Origin of the sequence: Virgibacillus phasianinus, assembly GCF_002216775.1 — a bacterium.
GTDB classification, from domain to species: domain Bacteria; phylum Bacillota; class Bacilli; order Bacillales; family Amphibacillaceae; genus Virgibacillus_F; species Virgibacillus_F phasianinus.
In genome coordinates, this window is record NZ_CP022315.1 from 2,739,116 (window position 1) to 2,754,661 (window position 15,546).

The following is a 15,546-nucleotide window of genomic DNA, read 5'->3' on the forward strand; positions in this document are numbered from 1 at the left end:
ACACCCGTTTCTTTAAAATCCGTTTAGGTTGCCACTTGTGCCCATGATCTTAAATGCCCATTTTTGGAATTGTGGAGTAACCTCGTTTTGGAAATACTGCATGATTTCATTAACTTTCATGCTGCCAATATCCTTAACGTCCTGATCTTGTGGAATTTCTACTTTTTTTATAAGTTTTGCATCTTTCGCTACCTGAAGACTGAAAACATCCTCAGGCATGCCAGGCAGTTGTAGCGAAAGGGTATTCTCGGAATTCATCTTATCCTCGTTATAGGCTGCATTGCCTGACCAGGTTAATTGCCCCTCATCCGTTCCAGTTTTTAGTGCAAATATACGTTCAAAATCCCGTTTTCCATCCTTTAATGTGGAGGTACCTTCATATGTGAATTCACCATCACCGGCTGCTAGTTTAATAGAATCATCGGCTTTATTGTTCTTCCATGACAGATCGCCAGTTACTGTCAATTCATTTTCAGCAGTTGCTGAATCCTTTGCACCTTCTATAAACCCAAGGGTGTAGTCGAACGTCTGATTAGATTCTCCGAGTATTTGTGTTCCATTAATCGTGAATGTTAGCAGTTCATCTTCGGATGGCCCCATGGTTAATGAAAAATCGCGTTTAACAATAAGATCATCTCTCACCCAAATAGTAGAAGTCATTCCATCGGGGATTTGGAATGATTCAAGTTGCTTGATCGCATTTTCAAGCGTCGTATCAAACTCTTCCATCATGTCATCCAAGTCATTTTGCAGCCCTGGAGTTAAATTGGAAGTTGAAACCCCCGCACCTAAGGTTTGAATTGCCAGCTGTTCTTTAATGATTTCTTTTAATCGTTTATCATCTTTCATCCTCTTCATTGTTGATGATAGAATATCTTTTACTTGTTTTTCTGATAAATGGAATGTAAGTTTTTCAGCATCAATAGATTTTTCATTTACTTTTATAGAATCATCGGCTGCTTTAAATGCATCATCAGGCAGGTTATCGTAAATCGTTTCCAGGTATTCTTTTTGTAAATATTTTTGATCATCTTTTGATAGAACCTCAGACCCATTAAAAAATGTTTCAAAATCAACTTTTTCTTTACCAGTATATACGGTCGGGTCAACTTCATGAAGCAGTTTTCCAACGTCCGCATCTTTAACCTGAAGCAATTCTTTCAGGAAAGGAAGTTCAACTAATAATTTGTTTGAAGTTAAATAAAAATTTAGCCCATCAATCGTGATTCCGCCAAATGCTCCACTAACCTCTGTAGCCATTCTTTTTTCTTTCGTATCCATCGCATTGTGAATGGTTAAAGTTGAATTATTAATGATTTGCGCTGGACCAAAGGTAGTAAGATTGGCGTTAGGGTCGTTATATGTAGCTGAAAGTTCCAATGTTGTATCGACCGGATTATCTTGTACATTTTCCTGCCAATTCAACTCTGGTTCAAAGCGTTTTTCAAATTGATCTCCAATGACCTCAAAACTGGTTTTTTCGGCCAAAAAGTACTTTTGCTTATCGGAAATATTTAACAGAACAAATGCTGAAACGCTTCCCCCAATTATTAATAACGCAGTAATAATGAAGATTATAAATTTTTTCGACGTACCCCTTTTACGATTGTTGCTTGATCCATCCATGAAATAAAACCTCTTTCTTTACTTTTTTATGTAATCATATGTATGATGAAAGATCTTGATGAATAACAAACATGTACATAAATTCATTTTACATTGCAATCAAAAATAGTCAACGTGTCATTTGACAAAAAATAAAAAAGATAGATGCTTTGGAGCATCTATCCATGTGTTTAGCCAGCGGTTGTACTTTTTACACCTTGTTCTAGGGCATCGATCATATCTTTCTTTTCCCCTTCATCCGATTGCTTCCAAATTAATTCAAATAGAACTCCTAAACCTGGCAGCATTTTTTCCTCACCGTTTTGAATTGCATCAACTATGGTTTCCTCCAGCTGATGTTGGTCATTTGTCGCTATATTTGACAGAATTGCTTTACGAAGATTCAAATCCATTTTATTCACTCCTCATTAATTTTAACTATAAATAGTTTGACCTAGATAATGTGAAATATGTATGATAACAATATAATTAATGAGGATGCGATTTAATGTTAACATCAGTAAAAAATGCACAGGTTAAAAATTGGGCTAAACTAAAAATGAAAAAGTTCCGAATGAAAACAGGGATGTTTCTAGTTGAAGGAGAGCACTTAGTAACAGAGGTGCATCATAGCAATTGGGAAATCGAACAAATTATTGTACAAAATGGAATGGATGCACCGGAATTTGCTTTTGATTATTCCATTACAATTGTAGCGGAAAATGTTTTTCAGCATATAACGGATACCAGAACACCACAAGGAATTGCGGCGATTGTGAAAATGAAAGAGCAGGAATGGGTTGATCCGCATACAGTTCTGTTAATTGACTCTGTACAGGATCCAGGCAACCTAGGAACAATGATACGGACAGCAGACGCAGTTGGATTTGACGCTGTCATTGTTGGCGGGAAATCGGTTGATCTCTATAATGAAAAAACAGTACGGTCGACACAGGGGTCATTGTTTCATATTCCGGTCTTTCAGGAAAAATTATCTGTGAAAATACCTCCGCTAAAAGAGAAGGGCTTTGCTGTATGGGCAACTACTCTTGATCAGGCAATGTCATATAAAGATGTCCCGGTAACAAGTAAAGTAGCATTACTGGTAGGGAATGAAGGTAATGGAGTCGATGGATCATTGCTTGATTTGGCAGATTACAATGTGAAGATACCTATCCATGGTCAAGCGGAATCCTTAAATGTAAGTGTTGCAGCCGGCATTTTAATGTATCATATTAAGGGATAGGGCTTGCAACGGGAGGATATTTTATCTATAATTAATATAAATTTAAAATAACAAGCAATGAAAGAGCAATTAGCGATTAGCGGAAATAGTACAGGAAGGAAATGCCTTAGATTGGGAGTGTTTCTACTATTTAATTGGTAATTATTCACTCTGGAGCTGACACTTGGACCTTATATGAAAAGCGCAGGCGTTAGGCAAGTTAAGTAAAGGTGTTCCGGATTATATCCGTTATCAGAATGAAGCGATGAACAATGGATTATGATTGTTCGTTATTAGGGTGGTACCGCGAAATAACAACCTCGTCCCTTTATGGACGGGGTTTTTTATATGCGAAAAAGGAGGCTAAAGTAATGAAGGAAGAATTGGAAACACTTCAGCAGGAGGCATTAGGCAAAATAAAAGATGTAAAGCAATTAAAAGAACTTCAGGGAATTCGTGTCGCCTATCTAGGTAAAAAAGGTTCCCTAACAGGGGTCCTTAGAGGTATGGGCAAACTTTCAAAGGAAGAGCGTCCTGTGATTGGTGAAATTGCTAATCGTGTGCGCGAAACAATCACTGCAGCACTGGATGAAAAGGGCGATGTCTTAAATGAACAGGCTCTTGAGGAACAACTGGCAAGCGAAACAATTGATGTCACATTACCGGGACGTCCGGTCCATGTAGGTGGTTCGCATCTGTTAACAACAATCGTTGAAGATATTGAGGACCTATTTATCGGTATGGGATATGAAGTAAGAGAAGGTCCTGAAGTAGAAACAGATTACTTTAACTTTGAAGCATTGAATCTACCGAAAGACCACCCTGCCCGTGATATGCAGGATTCATTTTATCTAACAAATGAGCTCCTGCTCCGAACGCATACATCTCCAGTTCAAGCGCGAACGATGCAAGGACTTGAGGGGAGTAAACCAGTTAAAATGATTTGTCCTGGTAAGGTATATCGCCGTGATACGGATGATGCGACTCATTCCCATCAATTCACACAGATAGAGGGACTTTATGTAGACAAAAATGTTCGAATGAGTGATTTAAAAGGTACTCTTGACGCATTTGCTAAAAAGATGTTTGGTGTGGAACGGGAAATTCGTTTACGTCCGAGTTTTTTCCCGTTTACGGAACCATCAGTTGAAATGGATATATCCTGTAAGGTATGCAACGGTGAAGGTTGTTCTGTTTGTAAAGGTACAGGATGGATAGAAATTTTAGGTGCAGGCATGGTCCATCCAAATGTATTGGAAATGGCCGGCTTTGATTCAACTGTATATACAGGATTCGCGTTTGGTATGGGACCTGAGCGAATTGCAATGTTGAAGTATGGCATTGATGACATTCGTCAGTTCTACACGAATGACAAACGATTCTTAAAACAATACCATCAAGCATAAGGGAGGGAGATAACGATGTTAGTTTCGTTAAATTGGTTACAGAACTATATTGATATTGGAGATATAACACCTGAAGACCTTGCTGAGAAGATTACTAAGTCAGGTATTGAGGTTGAAGGCATTGAATATGTTGCAGAGAAAAGTGAAAATGTTGTGGTTGGATATGTGAAATCATGTGAGCAACATCCAAATGCAGATAAATTAAATCTTTGCCAGGTTGACGTTGGTGATGAAACATTACAAATTATTTGCGGCGCGCCTAACATTAAGCAGGGATTAAAGGTTGCCGTTGCTAAACCAAAGGCCGTGCTGCCGGGAAATTTTAAAATCAAAAAAGTTAAACTTCGGGGAATCGAATCAAACGGCATGATTTGTTCCTTGCAGGAGCTGGGTATCGCAGAAAAATATGTGCCTAAGGATGTAGCGGATGGCATCTTTGTATTTCCGGATGATGTGAAGATTGGTGTAGATGTAACGCCATTGTTAAACCTCGATGACGCAATACTTGAGTTGGGCCTAACGCCAAACAGAGCAGATTGTTTAAGTATGCTCGGTGTAGTTTATGAAGTTGGTGCTATTTTGGATAGACACATCCATTTACCTGATGAAGCATATACCACAGGTGATGGAAATACAAAAGATTATATTTCCGTTTCCATTGAGGATGCGAAACTTGCCCCATATTACGGAGCGTTTGTTGTAAAGAATATTACAGTCAAGCCGTCACCATTATGGATGCGTAACTATTTAATGGCGGCAGGGATTCGCCCAATTAATAATGTTGTGGATATTACAAACTATGTGTTACTGGAATATGGCCAACCATTGCACGCTTTTGATTATGACCGGTTGGGTTTCAAAGAAATTTTGGTTAGGCAAGCGAAAGATAACGAACAGATTGTTACGTTGGATGACCAGGAACGCAGTCTTTCGTCTGACCATTTAGTAATCACAAATGGAACAAAGCCAATTGCCCTTGCAGGGGTTATGGGTGGAGCGAACACAGAGGTGCATGATGAAACGAAATCTTTATTGGTGGAAGCGGCATATTTTAACCCAATCTCCGTCAGAAGAACTGTGAAGGATACAGGACTTCGCAGTGAATCAAGTACACGTTTTGAAAAAGGCGTTGATCCAAATCGAATAAAGCGTGCGGGAATGCGTGCATGCCAATTGCTTGTGAAATATGCTGATGGAGTTGTTCTTGAAAATCCAGTGGAAGTTGATCATTTGGATGTTGAAGAAAAGCATGTCACCATTACAACTGATGAGGTAAATAAACGACTTGGTACCAATATTAGCAATGATGAAATTGGCAGCATATTGACGAAACTCCGCTTTTCATACAAGGGCCAAAATGGCACATTCCATGTAACAATACCTACACGCCGTGGGGATATCTCGATTTTTGAAGATATGCTTGAGGAAGTGGCTCGGATATATGGGTATGATAATCTGCCATTTACTTTGCCAACTGGCTATGGACAGGGTGGAAAATTATCAGACCGTCAACAGCTAAAACGTGATATCAAAGGATACTTACAAGCAGCGGGATTAATGGAAACAATCACGTATTCCTTAACAAATAATAATTATATTTCCACTTTTGTTAGTCCGGAAATAGAAGAACAAAATGTTATCCCAGTTAAGCTAGCTATGCCAATGAGTGAAGATCATAGTCATTTACGGTTGAGTTCTGTACCAGAACTGCTGCAAACAGTTGCATACAATAATGCCCGGAACCAATCCGATATTGCGTATTATGAGCTGGGTTCTGTTTTCCTTTCACAAGAATCAGCTTTGAAAGAGCAGCCGCTCGAACAACTTCGTCTGGCTGGAGCACTTTCTGGATTGTGGCATGAGCACCAATGGCAGCAGGAAAGGAAGCCCGTTGATTTTTATGTGTTGAAGGGGATAGTGGAAGGATTACTTGACTTTTTGAATATTCCTGTCACCTTTAAACAAGCTAAATTAGCCGACATGCACCCAGGCCGATGTGCGGTGTTATCCATTGGTGAGCAGGTTGTAGGTTATCTTGGTCAGGTTCATCCACGCATTGAGCAACAGATGGATTTAGCTGAAACATATGTATTTGATATTAATTTAGATATAGTTCTCGAAAGTTACGAACATGTCCCAGCGTATAAACAACAATCAAAGTATCCTTCGATTGGAAGGGACATCGCATTCGTACTCCGTGACGAGGTTCGTGCTGGTGATGTAAAAGCGGTAATTGAAAGTGTTGGTCAGCCACTGGTCAAAAATGTTCATATCTTTGATGTGTACACAGGTGAACATTTACCCGAGGGTGAAAAATCTATAGCCTATCGTCTGTTGTATCAAGATGATACACGAACATTGAAGGATGATGAGGTCGAAGAATCATTTCAGGCGATTATTGAGGCAATTAAAACAAAATTTAATGCTTATGTTAGATCATAAAATAGAGCTGTCCCAGAAAGGTTGAATCCCTTGGGGCAGCTTTTCTTGGAATATATAAAATTTGACTTTATTAAGCTTGCTTAACTGGCAGCTGTTTTCCTTATTTCATTGTGAAGGCCCAGTTTGTACATTGCGCCCTGCGCTCTTCCTATAAATATGCCTCTGCTTTTTTAGTATTTACAAAATGTGTTTTAGCACACGCATGTAGAGCCTGATGTCCTTTTTCCCGAATGATTTGGGCTATTGTCTGATCAACCTGCTTCGAAGCCCCTTTGGGCAAAGTCATTCCAATGGTGCCAGATAATAGGTCCATTTCTTTTAAAAAGCTGGTTCTCGCAATGATGGAGGCGGCAGCAACCGCTATCGAATAGCTCTCGGCCTTGGTTATGAAATAAGTATTGGGTGCGCTCTTTTGTCTTTCGCTCCCAATATATTTGTTATACAATCCCGGCTCGCAAAATTGATCAATAACAATTCCTTCGAACGAGTCCTGCCCGGCCTTATTACTGACATTTTGAATGGCGTGATGGTGCAGCATAGCCTTCATCTTTCCTTGTGACCAGCCACGCGCTTTTAAATCATTATATTTTTCGTTACGCAAAACTAGCAGGGAATATAAAATGTTTAAACTTAATATTTCTTTTGAAAGTCGCTTAATGGTTGTATCTGAGAGATTCTTTGAATCCTGAACACCTATCTCTTTCAATTTAGCTAATTGTTCTTTTTTTACGAATACACAGGCAACCGTCATTGGTCCGAAATAATCACCGGTTCCTGCCTCATCAGAACCAATGTGTGAGACGTTATAGATCGTACTGGGTGGCGTAAAATTATGGTTCAACTTTGGATTCGGTTTACCCTTTACCGGTTCTATTTCAAGTTCTTCCACCCATTTTATCGATTCAAATTCAGCCGCTTTACCTTGAAACATAACCTTTCCAGAGCGGTAGGCTGTTATCACCCCATTGGATGTTTTGGCGCGAAAAACAGCCCCTTGTGGAACATCAACAATAGAGTCTTTATAGTAGTCGTGCATTTTGTTGATTTTTTCTTTAGAAAATGTATGTATTTGTTGTGACAATTAAAACACTCCAATCAAATTCTTATACAAACTATAGCAGATTGAGGAAAGATGAGAAAGCTGCACATTGTCGAATGCTTCCTAAATTTAAGTCTTCGTGTTACTATAAAGTGTACTATTTTAAAAGGGGGCAACCCAAATGACCCAAAATAACAAGACACGGACAACAGTTGAAATTCACAACAAATCTTACACAGTAGTAGGATATGAGGATGCGCATCATGTGCGTTTGGTGGCAAACCTTGTTGATCAAAAAATGAGTGAAATACAAAAAGCAAACAACACACTGGAACCTACCAGGTTAGCGGTGTTAACCGCCATAAATACAATGAACGACTATTTAAAGTTAAAGGAAGATTATGCAACATTGTTAGGATCAATGAAAAAGAAAGAGGATTAATGGCTTATGGTTGATATTATTTTATTAATTATGCTGATTTTTGGATTTTTTGTCGGATTGAAACGTGGTTTTATTTTACAGTTGTTTCATTTGATTGGTTTTATTGCAGCGTTTATCGTCGCCGCTTTATATTATGACCAGTTGGCGTCACGGTTGGCACTATGGATTCCATATCCTGAACTTCCGGATGAGAGTGCATGGGCTGACTTTTTGCAAAATATGCCGCTTGAAATTGCGTTTTATAATGCTATAGCATTTGCAATTATCTTCTTTGCGGTAAAAATTGTACTGCAAATCATTGCTTCCATGCTTGATTTTGTTGCTGATTTACCAGTACTGCATTCTGTCAATAAATTACTAGGTGCAATCCTTGGATTTATTGAGATTTATTTAATTTTATTCATTATCCTTTACATTCTGGCACTTACGCCGTTGTCAACGGTCCAATCATATGTTAATGATTCATGGGTAGCAATGTTTATTGTAGAACATACCCCATTATTTTCAGAGAAGTTAAAGGATTTATGGTTTACCCACGTGGAAAGTTTATTCCACTCATAACCGAAAATCAATAATATTGGCTGATTCTTAAGGAGAATCAGCCTTTTTACCACTTTAGGAAAGTATAAATCTTTTTCGGTATAAAGTATAAAAAAATCTAAGGCTTTCGCCATCAGTTCTTGGCGACAAGCCGAGATTTTCTAAACGAAATTGCGGAGAAGGAGATAATAAAGGATGGATATAAACAAAAAAGATGTTTTGAAGCTGTTAGAAAAAGTAGCCGTATATTTAGAACTTAAAGGTGAAAATTCCTTTAAAGTTTCGGCCTACCGAAAAGCCGCTATGGCACTGGAACAAGATGACCGATCATTATCAGAGATTGACGATTTCACAAAAATAAAGGGAATTGGCAAGGGAACAGCTGCAGTCATAACTGAATACATAGAAGATGGTAAATCGGATACGTTGGCGCAACTTGAAAGAGAAGTGCCACGAGGCTTAGTTCCATTGTTAAACCTTCCTGGTCTTGGTGGCAAGAAACTGGCAAAATTGTACCAGGAGCTGGGTGTGACAGATGCGATTACATTACAAAAGGCCTGCCAGGCAGGTGAGGTCGAAAAGCTTGCGGGTTTTGGCAAAAAAACTGCTGAGAAGATACTGCAGGCATTGGAGGATGCAAATAGTCGTCCGGAACGATTGCCGATAGCCATGATGTTGCCTGTTGCGGAACGAATTGAGGCATACCTGTCAACAATTACTGAAATTGAGACATTTTCCCGTGCAGGCAGTTTAAGAAGGATGCGTGAAACAGTAAAGGATATCGATTTTATCATTGCCACGAATAAACCAACAAAAGTTCGCGATGCATTGCTTGGACTGGAAACAATAAAAGAGGTGATTGCTAAGGGTGATACGAAGGTTTCCGTTACACTGGAAGAAGTTTACGATATTAACGTTGATTTTAGAATCGTTGAACCGCAGGAATTTGCCACTACTTTGCATCATTTCACCGGATCTAAGGAACATAATGTAGCGATGCGTCAGCTGGCAAAAAAACGGCATGAAAAAATTAATGAATATGGCATCACATTAAATGAAAACGATGAAACCCTTACTTTTGAAAATGAAACACAATTTTTCCAACACTTCGGACTGCCTTATATCCCTCCTGAAATCAGGGAGAATCAAGGAGAAATCGAATCTTATACAGATAACATTTCATTGCTGAAACTATCAGATATTCGGGGGGATCTCCACATGCACACCACTTGGAGCGACGGTGCACAGTCCCTTGAAGAAATGGTGAATCAGGCAAGGAAAATTGGTTATGATTATCTTGCAATTACCGATCATTCCAAATTTTTGCGTGTTGCCAATGGCTTAAATGAAGATAAACTCAGAAGACAACGGAAAGAAATTGAGCGAGTGAATGAGAAATACAGGGATATTCATGTTTTCGCAGGTGTAGAAATGGATATTTTGCCGGATGGTAGTCTTGATTTTGACAATGATTTTCTAAAGGAAATGGATTTTGTAATTGGGGCGATTCATTCAAGCTTTAATCAATCAGAAGAGAAAATTATGAAGCGTTTAGAACATGCAATGGAAAATCCTTATGTAACTTTTATTGCGCATCCGACTGGCCGATTAATTGGCAGACGTTCAGGCTATTCTGTTGATATGGAAAGACTTATTCAACGCGCCAAAGAAACAAATACAGCACTGGAAATTAATGCAAACCCTAATCGTCTTGATATATCGGCCCAATGGGCAAGGAAAGCCCAGGAACAAGGGGTTAAAATTGTAATTGATACGGATGCACACAGTTATCAAATGCTAGAACATATGAAACATGGTGTTGGAATTGCCAGAAAAGGCTGGATTGAAAAAGATAATGTGCTAAATACATGGACAAAAGATAAGTTAATTAAATTTATGAATCAAAAAAGGTAGTTTTATCGTATAAGTTTTAAACACCTTCAGTTAAAGGGGTAAGTAAAAAATGAATGAACGTATTCTGCGTGTATTGGAATTTAATAAAATAATTGATCAGCTTAGTTCTAAGGCTGCTTCAAGTCTTGGTGAAAATCAGGCGCTTCAGTTAAAGCCGTTAACTAATCTTACTGAAGTACTTGAGCTGCAGGAGGAAACCGATGAAGCCAGTCAAATTTTACGGCTAAACCTTGCTGTACCATTGGGTGGTATCTTTGATATTCGCGCGAGTATCAAACGGAGTGTGATTGGCGGAGTGTTGAGTACTGAAGAGTGCTTGGATATTGCCAATACACTTTATGGTGGACGCCAGGTTAAAAACTTTATACTGAAACTTGAAGAGGATTTACCAATATTAAAAAGTTTATCAGAGCGAATCGAGCCGCTGAGAGATGTAGAACAGCATATAAAAAGCAGCATTGATGATCATGGACATGTCATGGACAGTGCCTCGGTTAAATTAAGAAGTATCAGGTCGTCGATTCGAACTTTTGAAAGCAGAGTCCGAGAAAAACTGGATGGCTATACAAGATCAAAAAGTGCAATGCTTTCAGATCCAATTGTGACGATTCGCAATGATCGCTATGTATTACCTGTTAAACAGGAATATCGCGGATCAATCGGTGGTATTGTCCATGATCAATCCGCATCTGGAGCTACATTGTTCATGGAACCAAAGACAGTAGTTGATCTTAATAATCAATTACAGGAATCCTTTAGTAAAGAGAAACATGAAGTGGATCGTATATTGCGTGAACTTACGGAACATATTGCATCAGAAGAAATTTGTTTAACTGAAAATGTTGAAGTCCTGGGCAAGATTGATTTTATGTTTGCAAGAGCAAAGCTTGGACAGTCAATGAAAGCCTCCATGCCAAAAATGAATGATCAAGGGATTATTAAATTGCAGCAGGCCAGGCATCCACTGATTCCGATTGAGGAAGTTGTCGCAAATGATATAGAAATTGGCGAGGACTATACCTCCATAGTCATTACAGGACCTAATACAGGGGGGAAAACCGTTACATTAAAAATGGTGGGCCTTTGTACATTAATGGCACAATCCGGCTTACAGGTTCCTGCACTTGATGGATGTGAAATGGCAGTCTTTGAAAATGTCTATGCCGACATTGGAGATGAACAATCCATTGAACAAAATCTCAGTACATTTTCTTCCCATATGACAAACATTGTAGACATCATGAAAAACGTTGATTACAAAGCATTGGTTTTATTCGATGAGTTAGGTGCTGGTACAGATCCCCAAGAGGGTGCAGCATTAGCAATGTCGATCCTTGATGAAGTCATTGACCGCGGTGCACGGGTAATTGCGACAACACACTATCCTGAGCTTAAAGCGTATGGATATAATCGGGAGAATGTGGTGAATGCATCCGTAGAGTTCGATGTGGAGTCATTAAAACCAACCTACCGATTATTGCTTGGTGTTCCAGGTCGAAGCAACGCTTTTGAAATTTCTAAACGTCTGGGGTTACATGAATCAATCATTCAAACTGCTAAAAGTCATATCGGTGTTGATTCAACTAGTGTTGAAAACATGATTGCGTCACTTGAAAAGTCAAAACGCGAATCTGAAAAAGATTTTGAAGCTGCACATCAAACCATGCTTGAGACAGAAAAGCTGAAGCGGGATCTTGAAAGACAATGGAAGGACTTCGAGGATAAACGTGAAAGTTTATATAAAAAGGCTGAAGATAAGGCAAATAAAGCCATCCAAGATGCCCGAGTAGAGGCAGAATTAATCATAGATGAAATACGAAAGATGAAAACAAACGCGAACTTAAAGGAACATGAATGGATCGAAGCCAGGAAAATGTTTGAAGATGCGAAACCAAATCTGTCCGAAAAGAAGGAATCGAAAAAACAAACTACAAGTGAACAAGTGAAAGATCTTAAAGTCGGCGATACCATTAAATTACTAACTATAAATCAGCAGGGAAATGTGCTGGACAAAATTAATGATAATGAATATTTAGTACAAGTTGGTATTATGAAGGTAAAAGTTAAAAGGAAAGATCTTCAGTTTATCAGCGAGAAAAAGGGATTTACGGAAAAACCTTTAACAACAGTTAAAGGCTCGGGCTATCACGTTCGACCAGAACTTGATTTACGCGGGGAACGTTATGAAGATGCTTTTCTTCGCTTAGAAAAATATATCGATGACGTTATCCTTGCCGGCTATCAAAAAGTTTCAATCATACATGGTAAAGGAACTGGTGCTCTAAGGAAAGGTGTTCAGGATCTAGCAAAAAGCCATCCTAGAATTTCGGGTATTCGGGCTGGCGGAAGTGGCGAAGGTGGAAGCGGAGTATCCATTATCGAACTTAAGTAGAGAAGTTCAAGAGGAGATGGTTTAAAAAATGGATAGCTTTTGGGAGATTACGTATGTGGAAATAGCGGCAAGGTATAGTGTTGTTATTTTATGTACAGTAGTGTTTCTTGCTGTGTTTGAATTAGTTACATCTTATAAAAACTGGGAAGAAATTAAAAATGGAAATTTTGCTGTAGCAATGGCTACTGGGGGTAAGCTTTTCGGAATAGCAACTATCTTCCGGTATTCCATTGAACACAATGATACAATCATTCAAAGTGTCGGATGGGGTGTCTTTGGATTTATACTGCTTTTATTAAGTTATTTTATTTTTGAATTCTTAACACCGAAAATAAAGATTGATGAGGAAATTGGAAATGGAAACCGGGCGGTTGGCTTTATTTCTATGTTAATTTCTGTTGGTATGGCTTTTGTTATTGGGGCAAGTATCGGTTAGGAGCGAATAAATGTATGGAAACATTGGCTAAGTATTTGATTGTAGTAGCGGTTGTTTTTGCTATTGTAGGAATTGTATATTTACTTTAATCATTAATTCATAACTTTCACCTTTATTCCAGGGTGAAAGTTTTTTAATACTTTAAAAGAGCATAAATCTTTATCGGTATCGTATAAAAAATCTAGCGCTTTCGCCATTAGTTTTTGGCGACAAGCCAAGATTTTCTAATAGTTGATAAATAAAATTTCAAAAAATACAAATTAATCGGTATAATGAATATACATAGATAAAAAAGGAGGAGAGAAAATGGAAGAACGAATTTGGCATGCTCATTATCCTAAAGAAATTCCAACAAGTATTGAGTACGATACGAAGCCGCTGCATCATTTTCTAATTAAAAATGCAGAACGATACAAAGGTAAGAAAGCGCTTCATTTTATGGGTAAGGAACTATCGTTTGTTGAGTTATATACACAGGCAAAAAAATTGGCTTGCTACTTTCAATCGTTGGGACTTGAAAAGGGTGATCGTGTTGCCATAATGCTGCCAAACTGCCCACAAGCAGTAATTGGTTATTATGCTGCATTAATGGCTGGCGGAACTGTTGTTCAAACAAACCCGTTGTATATGGAAAGGGAGCTTGAGTTTCAGCTGAATGACTCCGGGGCCACCTTTATTGTATGTTTAGACATTTTACTACCAAGAGTATCCAATATTAAAGGAAACACATCCCTCAAACATACAATCGTAACCGGTATCAAAGATTATCTCCCGTTTCCAAAAAACCTTATTTATCCGTATATACAAAAAAAGCAATACCATATGCTCGTAAAGGTTGAACAATCCGAAGATACACATGTGTGGGGTGCAATTATGGAGCATTCTACAACGAACTACCATCCTGTTGAAGTCGATGTGAAAGAAGATTTGGCCCTTCTTCAATATACCGGTGGAACAACAGGGAATCCCAAAGGAGTTATGCTTACACATCATAACCTTGTTGCAAATGTCCAAATGAGTAAGGCGTGGTTATATAAAACTAGAGAAGGTAAAGAAACCGTTCTAGGTGTTCTGCCATTCTTTCATGTATACGGAATGACAACCGTAATGAATATGTCGATAATGTTTGGATCTACGATGGTATTGCTTCCGAAGTTTGATGTGGAGGACGTTCTAAAAACCATTCAGAAACAAAGACCTACTCTGTTCCCTGGGGCGCCAACTATTTATATTGGTATATTGAATCATCCTGATCTTAAAAAATACGATCTATCGTCAATTGAAGCGTGTATCAGCGGATCAGCACCATTACCTATTGAGGTTCAGCAGCAATTTGAACATGTTACCGGCGGCAGGCTGGTAGAAGGTTATGGTTTAACTGAGTCTTCGCCCGTCACACACTCCAACTTTGTATGGACGAAACGTGTAAATGGCAGCATTGGTGTACCGTGGCCAGATACAGATTCTAAAATTTTTCGTGAAGGTACTATGGAAGAGGCGCCTATTGGCGAGGTTGGCGAAATAGCGGTAAAGGGTCCACAGGTCATGAAAGGCTATTGGAATAATCAGGAGGAAACAGACAATGTCCTGAAGGATGACTGGTTATTTACTGGGGATTTAGGGTACATGGACGAAGATGGTTATTTCTATATTGTCGACCGCAAGAAGGATATGATTATTGCCGGTGGTTATAATATCTATCCGCGAGAAATAGAGGAAGTCCTGTATGAACATGAAGGGATCCAGGAAGCTGTAGTGGCGGGAATACCGGACCCATACCGCGGAGAAACGGTAAAGGCCTATATCGTAAAGAAACCCGGGATTAATTTGAGTGAGGCCGAACTAAACAGTTACTGTCGGGAGAATCTGGCCGCGTATAAGGTTCCGAAAATTTACGAGTTCCGTGATGAATTGCCAAAAACGGCTATAGGTAAAATTTTGCGACGTTCCTTAGTGGATGAAGAAAAAGAAAAATTGCAGCAAACAGGAAAGACCATATAACGCCTTGCTGAAAGAAAAACTTTATCATTCGTTATTAGTGTTTGCGAATGCTGAGTTTTTCGAATACAATGAATGTACAAGCTATCCAAGTGATTGACAGATAT

Annotated in this window: 12 protein-coding genes; 9 read left to right on the forward strand and 3 right to left on the reverse strand. The window is 38.8% G+C overall.

What is annotated here, in order from left to right:
• Positions 1 to 12: 12 nt before the first annotated feature.
• Together CFK37_RS13095 and sspI are read right to left on the reverse strand one after the other, a co-directional pair.
• A complete protein-coding gene (locus CFK37_RS13095; protein WP_089062272.1) occupies positions 13 to 1,626 on the reverse strand; it encodes a DUF6583 family protein in 1,614 nt (537 codons plus the stop codon).
• A 170-nt stretch (positions 1,627 to 1,796) separates the two neighbouring features.
• Entirely contained in the window at positions 1,797 to 2,018 is a 222-nt protein-coding gene (gene sspI, locus CFK37_RS13100; protein ID WP_089062273.1) for a small acid-soluble spore protein SspI, read from the reverse strand.
• Between the two features lie 95 nt (positions 2,019 to 2,113).
• Here sspI and CFK37_RS13105 point away from each other — a divergent pair, with 95 nt between their 5' ends.
• The 3 genes from CFK37_RS13105 to pheT all read left to right on the forward strand — a co-directional run bounded on the left by CFK37_RS13105 (position 2,114) and on the right by pheT (position 6,678).
• Positions 2,114 to 2,851, forward strand: a complete 738-nt coding sequence (locus tag CFK37_RS13105; RefSeq protein WP_089062274.1) for a TrmH family RNA methyltransferase — start codon at positions 2,114 to 2,116, stop codon at positions 2,849 to 2,851.
• 350 nt (positions 2,852 to 3,201) lie between these two features.
• Complete coding sequence (pheS, locus tag CFK37_RS13110) at positions 3,202 to 4,236, forward strand: phenylalanine--tRNA ligase subunit alpha (protein ID WP_089062275.1); 1,035 nt, start codon at positions 3,202 to 3,204, stop codon at positions 4,234 to 4,236.
• A 15-nt stretch (positions 4,237 to 4,251) separates the two neighbouring features.
• On the forward strand, positions 4,252 to 6,678 hold the full coding sequence (gene pheT / locus CFK37_RS13115; protein WP_089062276.1) for a phenylalanine--tRNA ligase subunit beta: 2,427 nt from the start codon (positions 4,252 to 4,254) through the stop codon (positions 6,676 to 6,678).
• A 148-nt stretch (positions 6,679 to 6,826) separates the two neighbouring features.
• On the opposite strand, the gene rnhC is transcribed toward pheT, so the two are convergent.
• The gene (rnhC, locus tag CFK37_RS13120; RefSeq protein WP_089062277.1) at positions 6,827 to 7,759 is read right to left on the reverse strand and encodes a ribonuclease HIII; all 933 of its coding nucleotides are present in this window, start codon (positions 7,757 to 7,759) and stop codon (positions 6,827 to 6,829) included.
• A gap of 139 nt (positions 7,760 to 7,898) precedes the next feature.
• On the opposite strand from rnhC, the gene zapA reads away from it, so the two are divergent.
• The 6 genes from zapA to CFK37_RS13150 all read left to right on the forward strand — a co-directional run bounded on the left by zapA (position 7,899) and on the right by CFK37_RS13150 (position 15,442).
• A complete protein-coding gene (gene zapA / locus CFK37_RS13125) occupies positions 7,899 to 8,159 on the forward strand; it encodes a cell division protein ZapA (protein ID WP_089062278.1) in 261 nt (86 codons plus the stop codon).
• Positions 8,160 to 8,165: 6 nt separating this feature from the next.
• Complete coding sequence (locus tag CFK37_RS13130) at positions 8,166 to 8,720, forward strand: CvpA family protein (protein ID WP_089062279.1); 555 nt, start codon at positions 8,166 to 8,168, stop codon at positions 8,718 to 8,720.
• Positions 8,721 to 8,894: 174 nt separating this feature from the next.
• The gene (polX, locus tag CFK37_RS13135) at positions 8,895 to 10,613 is read left to right on the forward strand and encodes a DNA polymerase/3'-5' exonuclease PolX (RefSeq protein ID WP_089062280.1); all 1,719 of its coding nucleotides are present in this window, start codon (positions 8,895 to 8,897) and stop codon (positions 10,611 to 10,613) included.
• Positions 10,614 to 10,662: 49 nt separating this feature from the next.
• The gene (locus CFK37_RS13140; RefSeq protein ID WP_089062281.1) at positions 10,663 to 13,005 is read left to right on the forward strand and encodes an endonuclease MutS2; all 2,343 of its coding nucleotides are present in this window, start codon (positions 10,663 to 10,665) and stop codon (positions 13,003 to 13,005) included.
• A 28-nt stretch (positions 13,006 to 13,033) separates the two neighbouring features.
• Complete coding sequence (locus tag CFK37_RS13145) at positions 13,034 to 13,441, forward strand: DUF350 domain-containing protein (RefSeq protein ID WP_089062282.1); 408 nt, start codon at positions 13,034 to 13,036, stop codon at positions 13,439 to 13,441.
• A gap of 306 nt (positions 13,442 to 13,747) precedes the next feature.
• A complete protein-coding gene (locus CFK37_RS13150) occupies positions 13,748 to 15,442 on the forward strand; it encodes an AMP-binding protein (RefSeq protein WP_089062283.1) in 1,695 nt (564 codons plus the stop codon).
• Positions 15,443 to 15,546: the final 104 nt, after the last annotated feature.

Excerpts from the sequence above, each read along its gene's own strand:
- CFK37_RS13140 (WP_089062281.1), top strand. The coding sequence starts at position 10,663 with ATGAATGAACGTATTCTGCGTGTATTGGAATTTAATAAAATAATTGAT.
- CFK37_RS13105 (WP_089062274.1), top strand. The coding sequence starts at position 2,114 with ATGTTAACATCAGTAAAAAATGCACAGGTTAAAAATTGGGCTAAACTA.
- CFK37_RS13145 (WP_089062282.1), top strand. The coding sequence starts at position 13,034 with ATGGATAGCTTTTGGGAGATTACGTATGTGGAAATAGCGGCAAGGTAT.
- zapA (WP_089062278.1), top strand. The coding sequence starts at position 7,899 with ATGACCCAAAATAACAAGACACGGACAACAGTTGAAATTCACAACAAA.
- pheS (WP_089062275.1), top strand. The coding sequence starts at position 3,202 with ATGAAGGAAGAATTGGAAACACTTCAGCAGGAGGCATTAGGCAAAATA.
- CFK37_RS13150 (WP_089062283.1), top strand. The coding sequence starts at position 13,748 with ATGGAAGAACGAATTTGGCATGCTCATTATCCTAAAGAAATTCCAACA.
- CFK37_RS13095 (WP_089062272.1), bottom strand. The coding sequence starts at position 1,626 with ATGGATGGATCAAGCAACAATCGTAAAAGGGGTACGTCGAAAAAATTT.
- sspI (WP_089062273.1), bottom strand. The coding sequence starts at position 2,018 with ATGGATTTGAATCTTCGTAAAGCAATTCTGTCAAATATAGCGACAAAT.
- pheT (WP_089062276.1), top strand. The coding sequence starts at position 4,252 with ATGTTAGTTTCGTTAAATTGGTTACAGAACTATATTGATATTGGAGAT.
- CFK37_RS13130 (WP_089062279.1), top strand. The coding sequence starts at position 8,166 with ATGGTTGATATTATTTTATTAATTATGCTGATTTTTGGATTTTTTGTC.
- polX (WP_089062280.1), top strand. The coding sequence starts at position 8,895 with ATGGATATAAACAAAAAAGATGTTTTGAAGCTGTTAGAAAAAGTAGCC.